We start from the raw sequence: 14,626 nt of genomic DNA on the forward strand, positions 1-14,626 counted from the left end.
CGAGTCCGAGGCTACTCCGCGACGGCCGGACCCGGCAACGCGCGTCAGTAGCGAACCACGACGTCCAGATCCCCATCGCGGCGAAGCACCTGCACGGCGGTCGCCCCGCCGCTTTGCAGGAACGCGAGGTCCACGCGCGCGTTGCCGACCCGCATCCCGATCAGTTCGGCGCGCGCCAGCCAGCGCGGCAGGTTCGGCCGCACGATCGTCAAGGTCCGGTTCGGAGCGTCGGCCGTGATGCCGCCGTACGAGCGGATCATCAGCAACGGAGCCCCGGTCGCCCAGGCCTGCGGCCTGCACGCAACCGGGTACTCGACCGGCACCGGAACGTCACCACGCGCGTACCCGCAGAACAGCTCGGGGTATCGACTTGAGGCGAAGTGCGCGCCGGCCGAGGCCATCTCGTCGATGAGCCGGTTGGACTCCTCATGGAACCCATACCGTTGCAGCCCGTGGGCGATGATCGAGTTGTCGTGGGGCCACACGGTCCCGCGGTGGTACCCGATGGGATCAAACCTGGGATTTCGCGTTGACAGCGTCCTGATCCCCCATCCGCCGGCAAGGTCCGGTGCCATCAGCCGGCGCGCGACGCGCGGCGCCTTGTGCTCGTCGACGATTTCGGACCACAAGCAGTGCCCGGGGTTGGATGTGATCGAGCGCACCTGCCGCTTGTCCCCGTCCAATGCCACTGCGTAGGTCCCGGCGTCGTTCATCCAGAAGTCCTCGTTGAACCGCCGGCGCAGTTGGTCGGCTTGCCGCATCAAATCGGCTGCAACCGAGTGATGACCGAGCGCGCGCGCCACCTCGGCAACGCGGCGCTTCGCGTCGTAGACGTATCCCTGGACCTCGCACAGCGCGATCGGCGGCTTCGGAATCGAGCCGTCGTCGTGCAGGATGCCGTCGAAGGAATCCTTCCATCCCTGGCTGTCGAGACCATTTGGCGAGCGCTTCTCGTACTCGACGTACCCGTCACCGTCGGCATCGCCGTAGGTATCGATCCACTCCAACGCCCGAAGCGCGTTCGGCCACAGTCGCTCCGCAAAGGCACGGTCGCCGGTCCAGCTCCAGAAGTATCCGTAAAGCACGAGCCACAACGGTGTTGAGTCCACAGACCCGTAGTAGGGCGTGTGCGGAATCGCGCCGACCGAGGCCAACTCCCCCACGCGAACCTCGTGCAGGATCTTGCCCGGCTCTTCGTCGCGCCACTCGTTGACCTCGGTGCCCTGCAGCGTCGCCAAGCGTTCCAGAGCTGCGCGCGCCAGGTCCGGGTTGACTCCGAGCGTTTGATATCCCGTGATCAGTGCGTCCCTGCCGAACAGAGTCGAGAACCACGGGACTCCTGCATCCAACACCGGCGCTCCGTCCTCGCCGGCGGTCTGCATCATCCGCAAGTCCAGCACGGCGCGATCCAGGTACCGCTGCAACTGGTCGTTGGATACGCGGAACTTCGTGCAGCGCTTCCGCCACATTTGGTACTCGCCGTCCAGTTCTTGGTGCGTGAGCTTCGGAGGCGTCCAGTGGCCGGCGCGCGGATGCACTGCGGCGATGATCTCGAACTTGCCGCGCGGCAGCAGCGTCACATGCCAGCGCGCGCTACCGGCGGTCAACTCATCGGGCCGGGGCGTCAACCGAACGATCGTCAAGCGATGGGTGGAATCCCTGCCCTCGTAGCTCAGCCGCACAGATGCTTCGTCGATGACCGGGTCTTGCGCGACGCCGCGCGCGTCGGACACCAGCCCGCGAACTTCGAACAAGTCCAGGAAGTCGGCGGCAAAGGTGAGGTCGATATCCAACGTGCGCGCCGCCAAACCGAAGTTTGTGAACCGGATGACCTCACGCATCCCGCCCTCCAGCCAGCGGTGCCGAGAGATCTGAAGGTTCTCTACAACATGCTTGCCCGCGTGATCGATCTTCTCGGTCGGCAGCGTTGTCTCGACCAACATGGAGAAGTTGCGGTCGGCCTCGGAGTGCAGGAACAGAGGGCGGCGCCCATCCACGCGAAGCTGCCACTCGGACAGGAACCTGGTGTCGCGGAAGTACAAACCGAGCGCAGACTCGGATTCAAAGATGTCACCGAAGCGATCCGAGAGCAGGAACACCGCTTCGTGCTTGATCGTCTGCACATCGCGGATGTCCTGCGGCAAAGTCGCCGCAGGCTGCTCGGTATCGCCCGGCCGACCGGCTCCCTCGGTCTCTGCCAGCATGGCCTCCGAGTCTACCCCCCGGCGCGGCTATAATCCGTGGGTCACCAGGAGGGAAATCCGTGCATAAAGTTGATGTTCTCGAGTTTCGAGTCGCCGACCGTGTCCTTACGCAAAGCGACCCGAGCAGCGGCGATGTCGTGTTCCTCGGCGCTCAGGGCGACGTAGCGTTTCCCTTTGTGGTGGTCCGGAAGATTCAAGGCCCCGGCGGCACTTACGTGGACTCCCTGGAAGTGCTCGACGCCGGCGGGACCCAGGTGTGCGCGCGCGAGGGCCGATTCGAGATCGACGTGCAGTCCACACCGGAGACGCTGGTGACGGAACTTCGCGACGTTCGCTTCCCCGGACCCGGGCAGTACACGCTGCGCTACACGGTCTACCAAGACGTCGTGGCGAACTACCCCTTCTCGGTCCTGCAGCAGGATTCGCCGGCGGTCGGAGTTGTACCCGGAGCGCTCGACGCAGCGCTGGCGAAGTCCACCATCGCGTGGCTGTCGTTCGACTCCTTGCCCGACGCGCACCTGCCCAAGGCGACCGGGCGACCGGTCAAGGAGCCACGCTACGAAGCCGCGCAGGTGTTCCCGATTTGGTACGGGTACCAGGAAGGCCGGGTCTACGTGCTCACCGGCCCCGGCGAGCAGCAAGTGCCGGGGCTGCTCAAAGCGGCTTCGGTGCGCTTGCTGGCGCGCTCCAAGAGCAAGCAGTCCAAGGTCGACGACGTTACGTGCGGTGTCGAGCGGTTGGCGAAGAACGACGAGTGGGAAACGACCGCGCGAGATCTGCTGCTCGGCCGGCGACTGAACTTGAGAGACGGCGACGCGGCCATCGGCCGCTGGAAAGAGACCTGCGAGATCGTGGTTCTAACGCCGCTTCCGCCCGCGATGGCGGAATCAGCGATCGCCTGAGTCCGGCTCCTTTACTTCCGGCACGACGGCGGAATCAAGGACGGTAGCCGGTTGCTGCGTCGGCTTTCGCCGTCTCGCCAGAGCCGCCCAAGCGAGCCCCGCCACAACCAGCAGCGAAGGAACCAGGACCCCAAGTAGCGGCCCCACCCTCACCGCGGTCGAAGTCGCGGCGAATACCGAACGAGTCCCGACAAGAGGTCGCCATACGACCCGACTCCCACCGGTGACGCCGTCACCCGACGTCACCTCGGCGACTCCGGGAAGATCGGCACGAATCTCGAAGCGCACCAACTCCTGCACCGCGCGAAGGGCCTCCTCGTCAACCGGAACGCCGCCGGTGGTATCGATCTCCCCGGTGAATTCCGATCGCGTCCGCAGCAACGACCGCTGAGTGCGATACCCGATCGCCAGCTTGATCCCGTCCAAACGACTGCGTTCTCCGGCGCGCGCCGTACGAAGCTCCGCCAGCGCGCCGTCGAAACCCGCGCGATCAGTGAACCTGCGCGTGGCCTCCAGCGACATCCCATCGCCGGGCGCGCCGCGCGTCACCGTCCACTTCTTAGCGGCGAGTCCGTCGAACAACGCCTCTATCGCGCTCAGCCCCTGCCCCTCGCCTCCCTGCGCATCGGCGGCGGTCAGTTGCTCCACCAACTCCCGGTCGAACTCCATCGCCAGCGTGAACGATCCTCCGCCCGAGGCGTCAATGTCCGTAGACATGCGAACCGTCATCTGACACGCGGGAAGGAGCACCAGAAGAGCTGCAAAGACGACGCGCAGCAACCGCGTCATCGCACCAGCGGGATCAGTTCGGACGCCACCAGATCCATCTGCTCGTCGTCGTAGACCGAGAAAGGCAATCCCGCCAAGCCCAACACCACGCGACCGACTCCCAACGCGCGGAACTCCTCAATGCGCTGCGCGCACTCCCGCGGAGTCCCAACGAGCCCACCGGCGGCGAACTCCTCCAGCGACGTTGCGTCGAGCGCGCGCCCCGGCATCCACGCCTGCAACGCCTCATACCGCCTTTTCAGATCTGCCGCGTCGGTACCGACGAGCGTGTACAGACCGACCGAGAGGTCCACCGTCCGGGAATCGCGGTCCTCGGCTGCGCATGCTGCGCGCAGAACCTCCAATCGCTGCGCGTACTGCTCAGGCGTGATCCTCCACACAACGTTCCACCCGTCGGCCGCGCGCGCCACCATTCGCATCAGCACCGGTCCGCCCTTGCCGCCGACGAACACCGGCGGCGATCCTGCGGCGGCGCGCACAGTGGCCGCGACGGCCGTGGCGTGAGCTATACGTCTGCCCGGAGCCTCGAAAGGAATACCGAGTTCGTCGAACTCCGCTTCGTACCATCCGGCGCCGAGACCGAGTTCGAGTCGAGCGCTGCTTGCTTCGTTCACGCTTCGCGCCTGCGCGGCCAGCAACGCCGGCGCGCGAAACGCGGAACACAGCACCAGCGGGCCGAAGCGAACCCGGCGCGTCCCCGACGCCAGCGCGCTCAGCATTGAGAACGCCTCGGGCGTTCCGAAGCGGGTCGCGGGCCCGCCGTACCGGGCCAAATCCAAGAACAGGTGATCCGATACCCAAACCGAATCGAACCCCAGATCCTCCGCGCGCGTCGCATACTCGACAACCCCGGCAACGTCGGCGCGACGCTCTGACGGGAATGAGAAATCGTAGTGCGGCAATGCCAACCCGATGTCCATGAGCGCACAGTCTACGTGGCGCTCGCCGCTGGACCGCCCGCACCCGTCGGGCGGTCCAGCGAGGCCCCCGAAGACGGTGGGGGAGCTGGGTCGGCTTGGAACCGCCCCCGGGGGCGCTCACGTTCCACTTCAATTATGCAACGCGCCGACGCGCAACGCAGGGGGTCCTTTCTAGGAAAAACCGGGCCTCAGCCGTTCCGGCGAGCGGATGCTAGCCTGTGCAGGTCCCGATCGACGAGGAGTTTTGATGGTCTCGGAAAACGACGTACTCGCAGCGCTGGCCACCGTCACCGACCCGGAGATCGGGCGACCCATCACCGAACTGGAGATGGTCAAGAACGTCACGGTCGACGGACCCAACGTCGTCGTAGAGGTGTTGCTGACCGTCGCCGGGTGTCCGCTGAAAGATCGCATCACGCGCGACGTTACCGAGGCAGTGAAGAAGGTTGCCGGGGTCGAGCACGTTGAAGTCGTTCTCGGCGTGATGACCGACGATCAACGCCAACAGATGGTGAGCCGCCTTCGCGCCGGCGCGCCGCAGGCCGCGGAGCGGCCGATCTCGTTCTGGCAGGAAGGCTCGCACACGCGCGCAATCCTGGTCGCGTCGGGCAAGGGTGGCGTCGGCAAGTCGAGCGTAACGGCGAACCTCGGCGTGGCGCTCGCACAGCAGGGACACAAGGTTGCGATCGTCGACTGCGACATCTACGGGTTCTCGATCCACCGGGTCCTCGGCGTCACCGGGCGGCCCACCGTGCTAAACAACATGTTCTTGCCGCTGGAGGCACACGGAGTCAAGGTCGTCACCATGGGCTTCTTCGTTCCCGACGATCAGGCGATCATCTTCCGCGGACCCATGCTGCACAAGATCGTTCAGCAGTTCCTGGCCGACGGCTACTGGGACGACCCGGACTTCGTCTTGTTCGACCTGCCGCCGGGAACCGGCGACGTCCCGCTGTCGCTGGCGCAGTTGCTCCCGGGCGCGGACATGCTCGTGGTCACCACGCCGCAAGAAGCCGCGCAGAAGGTCGCCGTGCGCGCCGGCAAGATGACCGAACAGGTGGACCTCAGGCTCGCCGGCGTTATCGAAAACATGAGCTACTACGTGTGTCCGGACTGCGAAACCAAGCACGCGCTGTTCGGCGAGGGCGGCGGCGCCGAGCTGGCCGAAGCGCTCGGCACAAAGTTGCTCGGGCAGATTCCGATGGACCAGCACTTGCGAGAAGGATCCGACGCAGGAGTGCCGATCGTGGTTTCAGACCCCGACTCCCCCGCCTCGCTGGCTATCCACGCGATCGCGCGCGCGATCGCGAAGTCGGCAACTTCGCTCGTGGGCAAGAGCCTGCCGGTAATGAGCTTCGGCGACGGGCGCGCGCCCGCAGGCGAGCACGCCGGGCACACCCACTGATTACAAACTACGGCCGGCGCGCGTAACGCCGGTATAAATCGCCGACCGCGCGCCCAAGCAGCATCCCGCCGACGACGTCGGTTGGATAGTGCACGCCGACGTAGACCCGCGAGAACGCCACGAGGCGCGGCATCTTGGTGAGCAAACCCCGAGCCGGTTCATGCACCGACGGCGCCAGCACACGTGCCACGGCCGCCGCGACCGCCGGATGACCGCTCGGGTAACTCTGACCTGCCGGACGGCGGACGAGGATGTCCACCTGAGACGCTTCGTATGGTCGAGGGCGCCGGTACAGCGCCTTCGCCGCCTGCGACGCAGTCCAGGCCAGTCCCCCGGCGACGAGCACATCGAGCGCGGCGCGCTTTCGCCCGAGCAGTTGCAGCACCCCTGCCGCGGCGACGATCGCGTACGTCGAACCAAGATCGGTCAGCGCCGGCATTGCGGTATCGAATGCGTTGGAGCGCGCCGACGCGACAAGCGCGCGCGCCTTCTCATCGGCTTCGGCAACCCGACGGTCGCGCGCGGCGGAACCCAACGCGGCTGCGGCGGCAATGCTCAGGATCGGACGGATCAGCCCAGGACGGCGGCGCGCCATTCTCAGGTGTCCTCGTGCTCGCGCGCGCCGGGCGCGAGTTCGGCGACGGGAGATTGCGGCGCCGATCCACCGGAGGCGGGGATGTCGATCACACCGGATCCGGAGGCAGGGCCGGGCGGTGAGGCGGCGGCGCGCTGGGAGCGGTCGACCTCGTCGACGGCATCACGAAAGATCGCAGTTGCCTTCTGACTTTCCTGCTGAAACGCGCGCACGGCCTTGCCCAAATTGCGGGCAATCTCGGGCAAGCGCTGCGGTCCGAACACCAGCAAAGCGATGAGCAACACTACGAACATCTCGCCGGTTCCGATGTTGAACATCGCCTAACCCTCGGGGCGAGCCGCGAGTTTCACGCTTACCGTCTGACGCTTTCCGTCGCGCAACAGGCCGACCGCAACGGTGTCACCGACGCTCTTCTGGATGACCTGCGCGATCAGTGCGTCCATCGAATTGACCGGCGTCCCGTCGATCGACACGATGATGTCATTCGCTTGAATCCCAGCCTTGGCCGCGGGGCCGCCGGACTGCACGCCCTGCACGAGCGCACCGTCACCGTCGGGCAGGTTGGTTCCGGTGATGCCCAGGAAGGCCAACTGCGCGTGCCCCGTTTCAATGATCTGATCGGCTACCTTGCGCACGATGTCGATGGGGATGGCAAAGCCCACGCCCACGTTTCCGCCGCCACCATCGCCCGGGACAATCGCAGTGTTGATCCCAATGACAACCCCCGACGCGTCGGCTAGAGCGCCGCCGGAGTTCCCGTGGTTGATCGCAGCGTCGGTTTGAATCGCGTCCGTCAGCCGCACATCACCGCCGAGCAAACCGTCGCGATGAAGCGCACTCACAACTCCCGCGGTAACCGTCCCTTCGAGGCCGAACGGACTACCGACCGCGACGGCGAGGTCGCCGACCTGCACGTCCTTGGTACTACCGAACGTCGCCGCGGGCAGCGCCGCTTTGGCGACCTTCAACACCGCGATATCCACTGCGGGAGCCGCGGTGCCGACAAGTGCGGCCTCCAACTTCTCCCCCGTCGGCAAGCTGACAACGATCGAGTCGGCGCCGTCGATCACGTGGTCGTTGGTAACGATGTAGCCGTCCGCTCGGTAGATGACTCCCGTGCCCAAAGCCTCCGCTCCGTTTACGAGCGTGGACTGGATCTGCACGGTGCTGGGAAGAACCGCAGCCGCAACGCGCGCGGCGGCGTTTGGATCTCCCGAACCGCCCGTTGCATTTACCAGCGGCCCGACGACGCGAACAACCCCGGTGGTTCCCTCGCCTACGCGGTCCTTCAGCACGACGTATGCGCCTCCGGCGCCCGCGCCTGCGCCGAGCAGCGCGGCGAGAAACCATGCGACAACCAAACGCCCCTTCTGCGTTGAAGCCGGGTGCGCCGGGGAAGACTCCCAGAAATGCGGCAACCCGTTGGCGTCAACCGGCGCTGAGAGTTCCGGACCATCGACAACGACGTCCGCGCCTTCCAAATCCTCGACGGAAACCTCGGCATCCGAAGAAACATCTACGCGCTCGTCCGCAACGGCGTCCTCAGGCAACTGTTCGTCGGTCATAGGTCGGATTCTACGCGCGCGGCCCCGACGCCGCCGTCCGTCCCAGCGAAATCGGACCCGGCGGCCAAAGAGCGCGCGCGCCCCGGTTCGACGCAGGCGCGCGCGCCCAGCATCATGTAGCCGGCAGCCAAGGCTCTTCCCTGCGACCATCGAAGGAGACGGCAATGAGCGAACCAGCACCGGGACTTCGCGGGGAATCCCGCCGCGCGGTGACGCAAGAACTCACGGCCGAGCATCTTGGATCCGGCGACGTTCCCGTGTTCGGAACGCCGGCGCTACTCGCACTGTTGGAAGAAGCGGCCGTCACCGCGCTTCGCGGCTCGATCCCCGAGGGCTCGACCAGCGTCGGGACGTGGGTCGAGCTGGAGCACCTCGCGCCTTCACGCGTTGGAGCCGAAGTCCACGCCGTCGCCCAACTCACCTCGGTCGAGGGACGAGCACTCTCTTTCGACTGCGAAGCCTACGAAGGCGAACGACTGATCGGGCGAGCCCGCCACCGGCGCGCGGTCGTCGACCGCGCGCGCTTCCTTGGCTAAGGGTTACAGAGACGTAACGAGTTCGAGCAGCGTCCGAACACCCACGCCGGTCGCCCCCTTGGGGCGCTCAAAGTCGTCCGCATCGGTCTTGGCGGGACCGGCGATGTCCAGGTGGACCCAGGGAGTGTCGTCCGCGAACTCCTTCAAGAACAATCCGGCAGTGATCGCTCCCCCACCGATGTTCTTGTTCGTGATGTTGCGCAGATCGGCGATATCGCTGTCCAACGCCGACCGGTAGCCGGGAAACAACGGCAACTCCCATGCAGGCTCACCGGCGCGCTCGGCCGCGTCGAGCACTCTGCGCACATCGGTCTTGGACGAACCCATAACTCCGAAGATGTGATGGCCGACGGCAATCATGCAGGCGCCGGTCAGCGTCGCGATGTCGACGATCAGATCGGCACCGCGCTCGCGCGCGTAGACGATCGCGTCGGCCAGCACCAGGCGACCTTCCGCGTCGGTGTTGCCGACCTCCACCGTCTTGCCTCCATAGTGACGCACCACGTCGCCGGGACGCGTGGCGTTCCCGTCGGGCATGTTCTCCGCAGAGGCGATGTAGCCGCGCACGGCCACCTTGGGCTTCAGCACCGCCACGGCCTTCATCACGCCGAGCACCGCCGCCGCGCCGCCCATGTCCATCTTCATCCAGTCAAGGCCCTCGGAAGGCTTGAGGTTGATACCACCGGAATCGAAAGTGATGCCCTTGCCCACAATCGCAACCGTCTTCGTCGCGCCCGCAGGATCCCAACGGATCTCGACGAGTCGCGGCGGTTTCGCCGAGCCACGCCCGACGGCAAGAATCCCGCCGAATCCCTTCGCCTCCAACTCAGTTTCGTCGAAGACCTTCACCTTCAGACCCTTGCCTCCGAGCGCGCGCGCCTGCTCGGCTAGGAACGCCGGGCTCTTGTCTCCGGAAGGAGTGTTCACGAGGTCGCGTGCGAGGTTGGTCGCATCGACCACGATCGCCGCGCGCTCAAACGCAGCCTTGGCCTTGCGCGTGTCGAGGGTCTTGCCCCCGATGATCGCCAGCGACTCGACGCGGTTCGGCTTGCCTTCCTGCTTGGCCTTGTATCGCTCGAACCGGTAGGAGGCCAGAAGGAATCCTTCGACGAACGCACCGGCAATCGCCTCGGCAGGCCCCTTGAAGGCCTGAGGAACCGTCGTGGCGATCGTCTTGGCCCCGCCACACTTGCGAGCGACGACCGCGCCGGCCTTGCGCGCGACCGCGAGCTTGGCCTCGGACTTCTCGCCGACACCGACAAAGAGAACTTGCTTTGCCGGCAACTTCCCGAGAGTCGTGATGGCGACGACCTCTCCGAGGGCGCCGGTGAAACGCTTGCCGAGCAGCGGACCGTCCTCAACCAGCGTCTCAAGCTCGGCGCCCAAGGCCGCGGCGACTTCTTTGGCGCCCGACCCGAACACAGGACCGGCGAATACGGGCAAGGCGAGCACGTCGCACGCTGCGTCCTGGGGGCGCTCTCGGGAGACGGTAACCGTCGGCATCTTCTTCTCCTTCGGACCTTGAGTGGCAAGCAGAGGATCGTCGGCCAGAGTATAAACCGCTCGGGACCGGGGTCCGGGGCCACGCGAGGAGGACGAGGATGAGCGAAACGTTGCGCTACGAGACGTCGGAGGGCGTCGCGACGATCACGATGAATCGTCCGGACAAGCTCAACGCAGTCAATGCCGAACTGGCTTCGGCACTCCGCGACCGGCTCGCCGAAGCCGCAACCAGTCCCTTCGTACGCTGCGTCCTTCTCACCGGCACCGGACGAGCATTCTGCTCGGGGGCGGACTTGTCGGAAATCCCACTGAACCCGGACGGCTTCCCGATGGACCTAGGCACCGTGCTTCGAACGCGCTACAACCCGATCATTCGGTCGATCGCCGGCATGGAGAAACCGGTCGTTGCGGCGGTGAACGGCGTCGCCGCCGGCGCCGGATGCTCGCTGGCGCTGGCGTGCGATTTCCGCATCGCCGGCGACTCCGCGGAGTTCCTCCAGGCCTTTGTTCGGATCGGCCTGATCGCCGACGCCGGCGCACACTACTTCCTCACGCGATTGGTCGGAGCCGGAAAGGCCGCAGAGTTGCTGATGCTCGGGGAAACAGTAGGAGCGACCGAAGCCGAGCGACTCGGACTCGTCACCAAAGTCGTCCCCTCGGCGCGCCTGGCCGAGGAGGCGCGCGCCTTCGCGGAACGGCTGGCGCGCGGCCCGACGCGCGCGCACGGACTCACGAAGAAGGCACTCCACTTCGGGTCTCGCCACGGACTGGACGCCACGCTGGACTTCGAAGCGGACCTGCAGCGCGCGGTTGCCCACACAGCCGACAGCACCGAAGGCGTCATGGCATTCCTTCAGAAGCGCGCGGCCAATTTCGAGGGCCGCTGAGACCGCGACCCGACTACATCACTGCGGTGGTCGTGTATTCCACCGAGTAGGACCTCTTGGGCTCGAGCAAGTCGTCCGGCTGCAGGAGCGCGCGCACGGTGATCGTCGCCGTACCCGGCGGGACGTCAATGTCCTGGCTCTCATACCATTTGGACGAGGCATCGCAACTCCAAAACAACGTCCTGGCCGGCGCGGAGTCAAAGCGGATCGTCCCAGACGTCGGCTTGTAGTCCGGATAGCAGGCCGGACCACCCACCTCAGCAACGACCATGATCTTGTCGGTCAGCGGAGCGATGTAGTTGGTGTTCGTATCGACGGTCCTCTGACGGCAACCCTCGGCCCCCAGATCCTCCCGGAGGTTGGCGCCCGCCGGCTCCGACACGGCGGTCGGGACCAGCCACGAGTAGACATGCAGGAGTTCGCCGTCCTCGCAGCGGTCGGCATGAGACGCTACGGGCGCAAGACCCACAGCCAGAACGGCCGCCAGCACCACGACGATTCGGTTTCTCATCGGTATCACCTTTCAAGCTCCATATGGTTCTCGGGCACGACGGCTCGCGAAGGCCGCCTCAGTTAAGGACGTGGTAAACGATCGTCTGTGTCTGGGGAGCTACGTAGAGGTCCTGCGGCTGCAGTTTGGCCGAAGCCGTGATCGTTGTCGTTCCTGCGGGGATGGTGAATACCTGGCTGTTCCAACGGAATTCCGGCTTCAGGCCATCGGCGTCCCACTTCCACGTGATGTTTCTCGTCGTAATGGGGGTCGTGTTGAACTTGATCGTCGCGGTGCCGAAGGGCCGGTGGTCGAAGTCCTGCGGATAGTTGAGCGCGACAACCTGAAGAACCGTGGCGCCGGGAACCAAGTATGCGGTATCTACGGTGCCTTCGACGTCCGCATTCGCACACCCGACCGAGCCCGGGTTGACCATACCCGTTTGCCCTGCCTGGTTCGGCGGAAGTTGCTGCGCTGCTGAACGAATAAACAACTGGTGGCCACCGCAGTTGCTCGCCGATGAAGTCGCCGGAACCAGGACGAGAACCAACCCCAAAGCGGCGGCGGTTGCGATTATCCGTTTATGCAAGGAAGTTCCCCTTTGTGACGTTTCAAACTCGTGGTCTTGCCCATTTGTTCGAGATCCAAGGGGCGAACTCCTGCCGATTACGGAAGCGTCTCCTCGGCGAGCACGACAATAACGAACACGACGACCCCAAAGGCACCGACGGCAAGGAACGCCGCCTGGAACGAAACGTACTGAGCCATGACTCCGGCCAGGATCGGGCCGACCAGTGCCCCGACGTCCCCGGCGATCCGATAGCCGCTGACTGCCGCACCTCGCGTTTCGGGCGTGGCGAGATCCGCAACCATCGCGCTCGGGCCGGGGCGCATGTATCCGGTCGCGGCTCCAACTACCGCCATGAGCGCGACCACGACGATCGCATTGTGGGACAAGCCTGCGGCGCCGATGGCGACCGCACACACCGCAACCGCCGGCACCAGCGTGAACTTCCGGCCACGCCGGTCGGAGAGTGACCCGGCATGCCAGATGACGGCCAGGCCAAACAGCGCCGTGATGGCGAAAGGAATGCCGGAGGATCCCTTGCTCTGGTGCAAGACATCACGCCAGAAGTTGGGAAGCAGCGTCTGCTGCGCCGCGCTGACGATGAACAACAGCGCGCTCGCCGCCAATGCGGCGCGATAGGCGGACAGGGCAAGCAGCGGTCGCACGCGGCTCCACGAGGGGATCCGCGACGCCGGGACGGTCTCCTCGCCCACGTCGGGCGCCTCAGTCAACGCCTCTGCCGGGATGTGCTCGCCCCCGAGCGCGCGCAACACCAGCGGCACGCACAACAAGCAGATGACCCCGTACACGTAGAGCGGAACGTTCACCGGGGTGAACGCGATCATGACGCCGCCGACGGCCGGTCCGATCAAGAACCCCATCCCGAAGGATGCCTGGAACATGCCCATCGCGCGCCCGCGCTCGGCGGGCAACGTCGTCCCGACCAGGTACGCCATCAAGCCCCCCAGGAAGAACGCCGATCCGAACCCACCGAGCCCACGCAAGACGACGAGCTGCGGGAAGGTGCGAGCAGCCCCGGCAGCGATCGACGACAAACCGACGATCGCCGCGCCCGCGGCGGTAACGAGGCGCTCACCGAGCTGATCGATCAGTAGTCCGGCAACGAAGTCCCCCAGCAGCCGCGTCAGACTGAAGGCGAACAGGACGACTCCGACACCCGCCTCTCCGGCTCCGAGGCTGCGCACGAACTGGGGGAGCGACGGAACGATAAGCCCGAAGCCAATCATGATCAGCAGGGACATCCCAATCACGGCGCGAAATCGAGCGGAACCAAGTTCCATCGGCGCGGGGCGTCCACGATCGTGCGCAACCATGGAGGGCATGATACCGGCGCACGGGAACCCGAGCGGCCGGCCGATTCAGCCCCAGAACGCGACTCCGAGAACCCCGGGCCCGGTGTGCGCACCCATGAGCGGCGTGAACTCGCTGACCAGAATCTCGGCGGTGGAAACCTCGTCCTCGATCTGCGCGCGCAACACATCGGCCTCCTCGGAGCAGTCGGCGTGGACCACTCCCACGTGAAGCAGACCGTCGGGCGCGCGCACCTCGACCATCATGCGCTCGACCGCGCGCGCCCGCGTGCGCGGCCTCCCCAGTTGTTCGAGCTTCCCACCGCGAAACGCGAACACCGGCTTGATGTTGAGCGCGGTACCGGCGTACGCGAACAAAGCGTTCACTCGGCCGGTCTTGCGCAGGAACTCGAACGTGTTGATCGTCGCGACGAGCGTGGCGCGCGTGGCGACGTCCTGGGCCCGGGCTGTCACCGCGTCCAAGTCGGCACCCCCAGCAGCCAAACGCGCGCCCTCCAGCGCCGCAAACCCCTCACCCAAAGACGCGCTCTTCGAGTCCACGACGCGGACCCGCCCGCCGAACTCGCGCGCCGCTCCAGCCGCCGCTTCAAACGAAGCGCTGACGAAGCTAGCCACCGTCACGCACACGGCTCCGTCTGCCGAGCCGAGCGCGCGCTCGAACGCTTCGCCGAAATCGCCCGCCGACGGCGCGGATGTGGACACCGGGACCTGCTCTTCAACGAGCGCCGCATAGAAGCTCCCCTGCGGGATATCCACACCGTCGCGCAACAGTCGGTCGCCGAACTTCAGCACCATCGGAACAACGCGGATCCTGTGCTGCTCAACCAGATCGAGCGGCAGATTCGCCGCGGAGTCCGTGATCACGACGACCGGCATGATCTCCCCTCTCGTCCCGACGGGCCAAGCGGCTGCTCCCAGGCCATATACGATA

General features: G+C 65.9%; 16 protein-coding genes. 4 read left to right on the forward strand and 12 right to left on the reverse strand.

Going from position 1 to position 14,626, the window contains the following annotated elements:
• Window positions 1-44: 44 nt before the first annotated feature.
• Window positions 45-2,204 carry a glycogen debranching N-terminal domain-containing protein gene (locus tag WDA27_05795; protein ID MFA5890446.1) on the reverse strand — a complete coding sequence of 720 codons (2,160 nt, stop codon included), beginning with the start codon at window positions 2,202-2,204 and terminating at the stop codon, window positions 45-47.
• Window positions 2,205-2,263: 59 nt separating this feature from the next.
• Between WDA27_05795 and WDA27_05800 the strand changes: the two genes are divergently transcribed.
• Window positions 2,264-3,106, forward strand: a complete 843-nt coding sequence (locus WDA27_05800) for a hypothetical protein (protein ID MFA5890447.1) — start codon at window positions 2,264-2,266, stop codon at window positions 3,104-3,106.
• Here WDA27_05800 and WDA27_05805 read toward each other — a convergent pair.
• Entirely contained in the window at window positions 3,092-3,895 is an 804-nt protein-coding gene (locus WDA27_05805; protein ID MFA5890448.1) for a hypothetical protein, read from the reverse strand. The genes WDA27_05800 and WDA27_05805 overlap by 15 nt on opposite strands.
• Window positions 3,892-4,815 carry an LLM class flavin-dependent oxidoreductase gene (locus WDA27_05810; protein MFA5890449.1) on the reverse strand — a complete coding sequence of 308 codons (924 nt, stop codon included), beginning with the start codon at window positions 4,813-4,815 and terminating at the stop codon, window positions 3,892-3,894. The genes WDA27_05805 and WDA27_05810 overlap by 4 nt, the downstream gene beginning before the upstream one ends.
• 247 nt (window positions 4,816-5,062) lie before the next feature.
• Between WDA27_05810 and WDA27_05815 the strand changes: the two genes are divergently transcribed.
• A complete protein-coding gene (locus tag WDA27_05815; GenBank protein MFA5890450.1) occupies window positions 5,063-6,220 on the forward strand; it encodes an Mrp/NBP35 family ATP-binding protein in 1,158 nt (385 codons plus the stop codon).
• A 7-nt stretch (window positions 6,221-6,227) separates the two neighbouring features.
• Here the strand turns inward: WDA27_05815 and WDA27_05820 are convergent, their stop codons facing one another.
• From WDA27_05820 to WDA27_05835, 4 genes are read right to left on the reverse strand one after another with little or no spacing between them, the layout of a single operon-like run.
• The gene (locus WDA27_05820) at window positions 6,228-6,815 is read right to left on the reverse strand and encodes a phosphatase PAP2 family protein (GenBank protein MFA5890451.1); all 588 of its coding nucleotides are present in this window, start codon (window positions 6,813-6,815) and stop codon (window positions 6,228-6,230) included.
• A 2-nt stretch (window positions 6,816-6,817) separates the two neighbouring features.
• Window positions 6,818-7,132 (reverse strand): twin-arginine translocase TatA/TatE family subunit, encoded by a 315-nt coding sequence (tatA, locus tag WDA27_05825; protein MFA5890452.1) that lies wholly within the window; start codon window positions 7,130-7,132, stop codon window positions 6,818-6,820.
• 3 nt (window positions 7,133-7,135) lie between these two features.
• The gene (locus WDA27_05830) at window positions 7,136-8,380 is read right to left on the reverse strand and encodes a trypsin-like peptidase domain-containing protein (protein MFA5890453.1); all 1,245 of its coding nucleotides are present in this window, start codon (window positions 8,378-8,380) and stop codon (window positions 7,136-7,138) included.
• Window positions 8,377-8,511: a hypothetical protein gene (locus WDA27_05835; GenBank protein ID MFA5890454.1), complete on the reverse strand. Its 135-nt coding sequence runs from the start codon at window positions 8,509-8,511 to the stop codon at window positions 8,377-8,379. Before WDA27_05835 ends, WDA27_05830 begins: the two co-directional genes overlap by 4 nt.
• Window positions 8,512-8,544: 33 nt before the next feature.
• On the opposite strand from WDA27_05835, the gene WDA27_05840 reads away from it, so the two are divergent.
• Complete coding sequence (locus WDA27_05840) at window positions 8,545-8,916, forward strand: hotdog domain-containing protein (protein MFA5890455.1); 372 nt, start codon at window positions 8,545-8,547, stop codon at window positions 8,914-8,916.
• Between the two features lie 3 nt (window positions 8,917-8,919).
• Here WDA27_05840 and WDA27_05845 read toward each other — a convergent pair whose 3' ends face one another.
• Window positions 8,920-10,419 (reverse strand): leucyl aminopeptidase, encoded by a 1,500-nt coding sequence (locus WDA27_05845; protein ID MFA5890456.1) that lies wholly within the window; start codon window positions 10,417-10,419, stop codon window positions 8,920-8,922.
• A gap of 98 nt (window positions 10,420-10,517) precedes the next feature.
• Between WDA27_05845 and WDA27_05850 the strand changes: the two genes are divergently transcribed.
• Complete coding sequence (locus tag WDA27_05850; GenBank protein ID MFA5890457.1) at window positions 10,518-11,306, forward strand: enoyl-CoA hydratase-related protein; 789 nt, start codon at window positions 10,518-10,520, stop codon at window positions 11,304-11,306.
• A 13-nt stretch (window positions 11,307-11,319) separates the two neighbouring features.
• On the opposite strand, the gene WDA27_05855 is transcribed toward WDA27_05850, so the two are convergent.
• The 4 genes from WDA27_05855 to WDA27_05870 form a co-directional block, all read right to left on the reverse strand.
• Window positions 11,320-11,817 (reverse strand): hypothetical protein, encoded by a 498-nt coding sequence (locus WDA27_05855; GenBank protein ID MFA5890458.1) that lies wholly within the window; start codon window positions 11,815-11,817, stop codon window positions 11,320-11,322.
• Window positions 11,818-11,875: 58 nt separating this feature from the next.
• Window positions 11,876-12,385: a hypothetical protein gene (locus WDA27_05860; protein ID MFA5890459.1), complete on the reverse strand. Its 510-nt coding sequence runs from the start codon at window positions 12,383-12,385 to the stop codon at window positions 11,876-11,878.
• A gap of 77 nt (window positions 12,386-12,462) precedes the next feature.
• Window positions 12,463-13,698, reverse strand: coding sequence for an MFS transporter (locus WDA27_05865; protein MFA5890460.1), 1,236 nt, complete (start codon window positions 13,696-13,698; stop codon window positions 12,463-12,465).
• Between the two features lie 45 nt (window positions 13,699-13,743).
• Window positions 13,744-14,571, reverse strand: coding sequence for a DegV family protein (locus WDA27_05870; GenBank protein MFA5890461.1), 828 nt, complete (start codon window positions 14,569-14,571; stop codon window positions 13,744-13,746).
• Window positions 14,572-14,626: the final 55 nt, after the last annotated feature.

The organism is Actinomycetota bacterium, assembly GCA_041658565.1.
GTDB lineage: Bacteria > Actinomycetota > AC-67 > AC-67 > AC-67 > JBAZZY01.

Bases quoted from the DNA above. Each gene is read 5' to 3' on its own strand.
- WDA27_05795 (MFA5890446.1), bottom strand. From the start codon at position 2,204: ATGCTGGCAGAGACCGAGGGAGCCGGTCGGCCGGGCGATACCGAGCAG.
- WDA27_05805 (MFA5890448.1), bottom strand. From the start codon at position 3,895: ATGACGCGGTTGCTGCGCGTCGTCTTTGCAGCTCTTCTGGTGCTCCTT.
- WDA27_05810 (MFA5890449.1), bottom strand. From the start codon at position 4,815: ATGGACATCGGGTTGGCATTGCCGCACTACGATTTCTCATTCCCGTCA.
- WDA27_05815 (MFA5890450.1), top strand. From the start codon at position 5,063: ATGGTCTCGGAAAACGACGTACTCGCAGCGCTGGCCACCGTCACCGAC.
- WDA27_05820 (MFA5890451.1), bottom strand. From the start codon at position 6,815: ATGGCGCGCCGCCGTCCTGGGCTGATCCGTCCGATCCTGAGCATTGCC.
- tatA (MFA5890452.1), bottom strand. From the start codon at position 7,132: ATGTTCAACATCGGAACCGGCGAGATGTTCGTAGTGTTGCTCATCGCT.
- WDA27_05830 (MFA5890453.1), bottom strand. From the start codon at position 8,380: ATGACCGACGAACAGTTGCCTGAGGACGCCGTTGCGGACGAGCGCGTA.
- WDA27_05840 (MFA5890455.1), top strand. From the start codon at position 8,545: ATGAGCGAACCAGCACCGGGACTTCGCGGGGAATCCCGCCGCGCGGTG.
- WDA27_05845 (MFA5890456.1), bottom strand. From the start codon at position 10,419: ATGCCGACGGTTACCGTCTCCCGAGAGCGCCCCCAGGACGCAGCGTGC.
- WDA27_05850 (MFA5890457.1), top strand. From the start codon at position 10,518: ATGAGCGAAACGTTGCGCTACGAGACGTCGGAGGGCGTCGCGACGATC.
- WDA27_05855 (MFA5890458.1), bottom strand. From the start codon at position 11,817: ATGAGAAACCGAATCGTCGTGGTGCTGGCGGCCGTTCTGGCTGTGGGT.
- WDA27_05865 (MFA5890460.1), bottom strand. From the start codon at position 13,698: ATGGTTGCGCACGATCGTGGACGCCCCGCGCCGATGGAACTTGGTTCC.
- WDA27_05870 (MFA5890461.1), bottom strand. From the start codon at position 14,571: ATGCCGGTCGTCGTGATCACGGACTCCGCGGCGAATCTGCCGCTCGAT.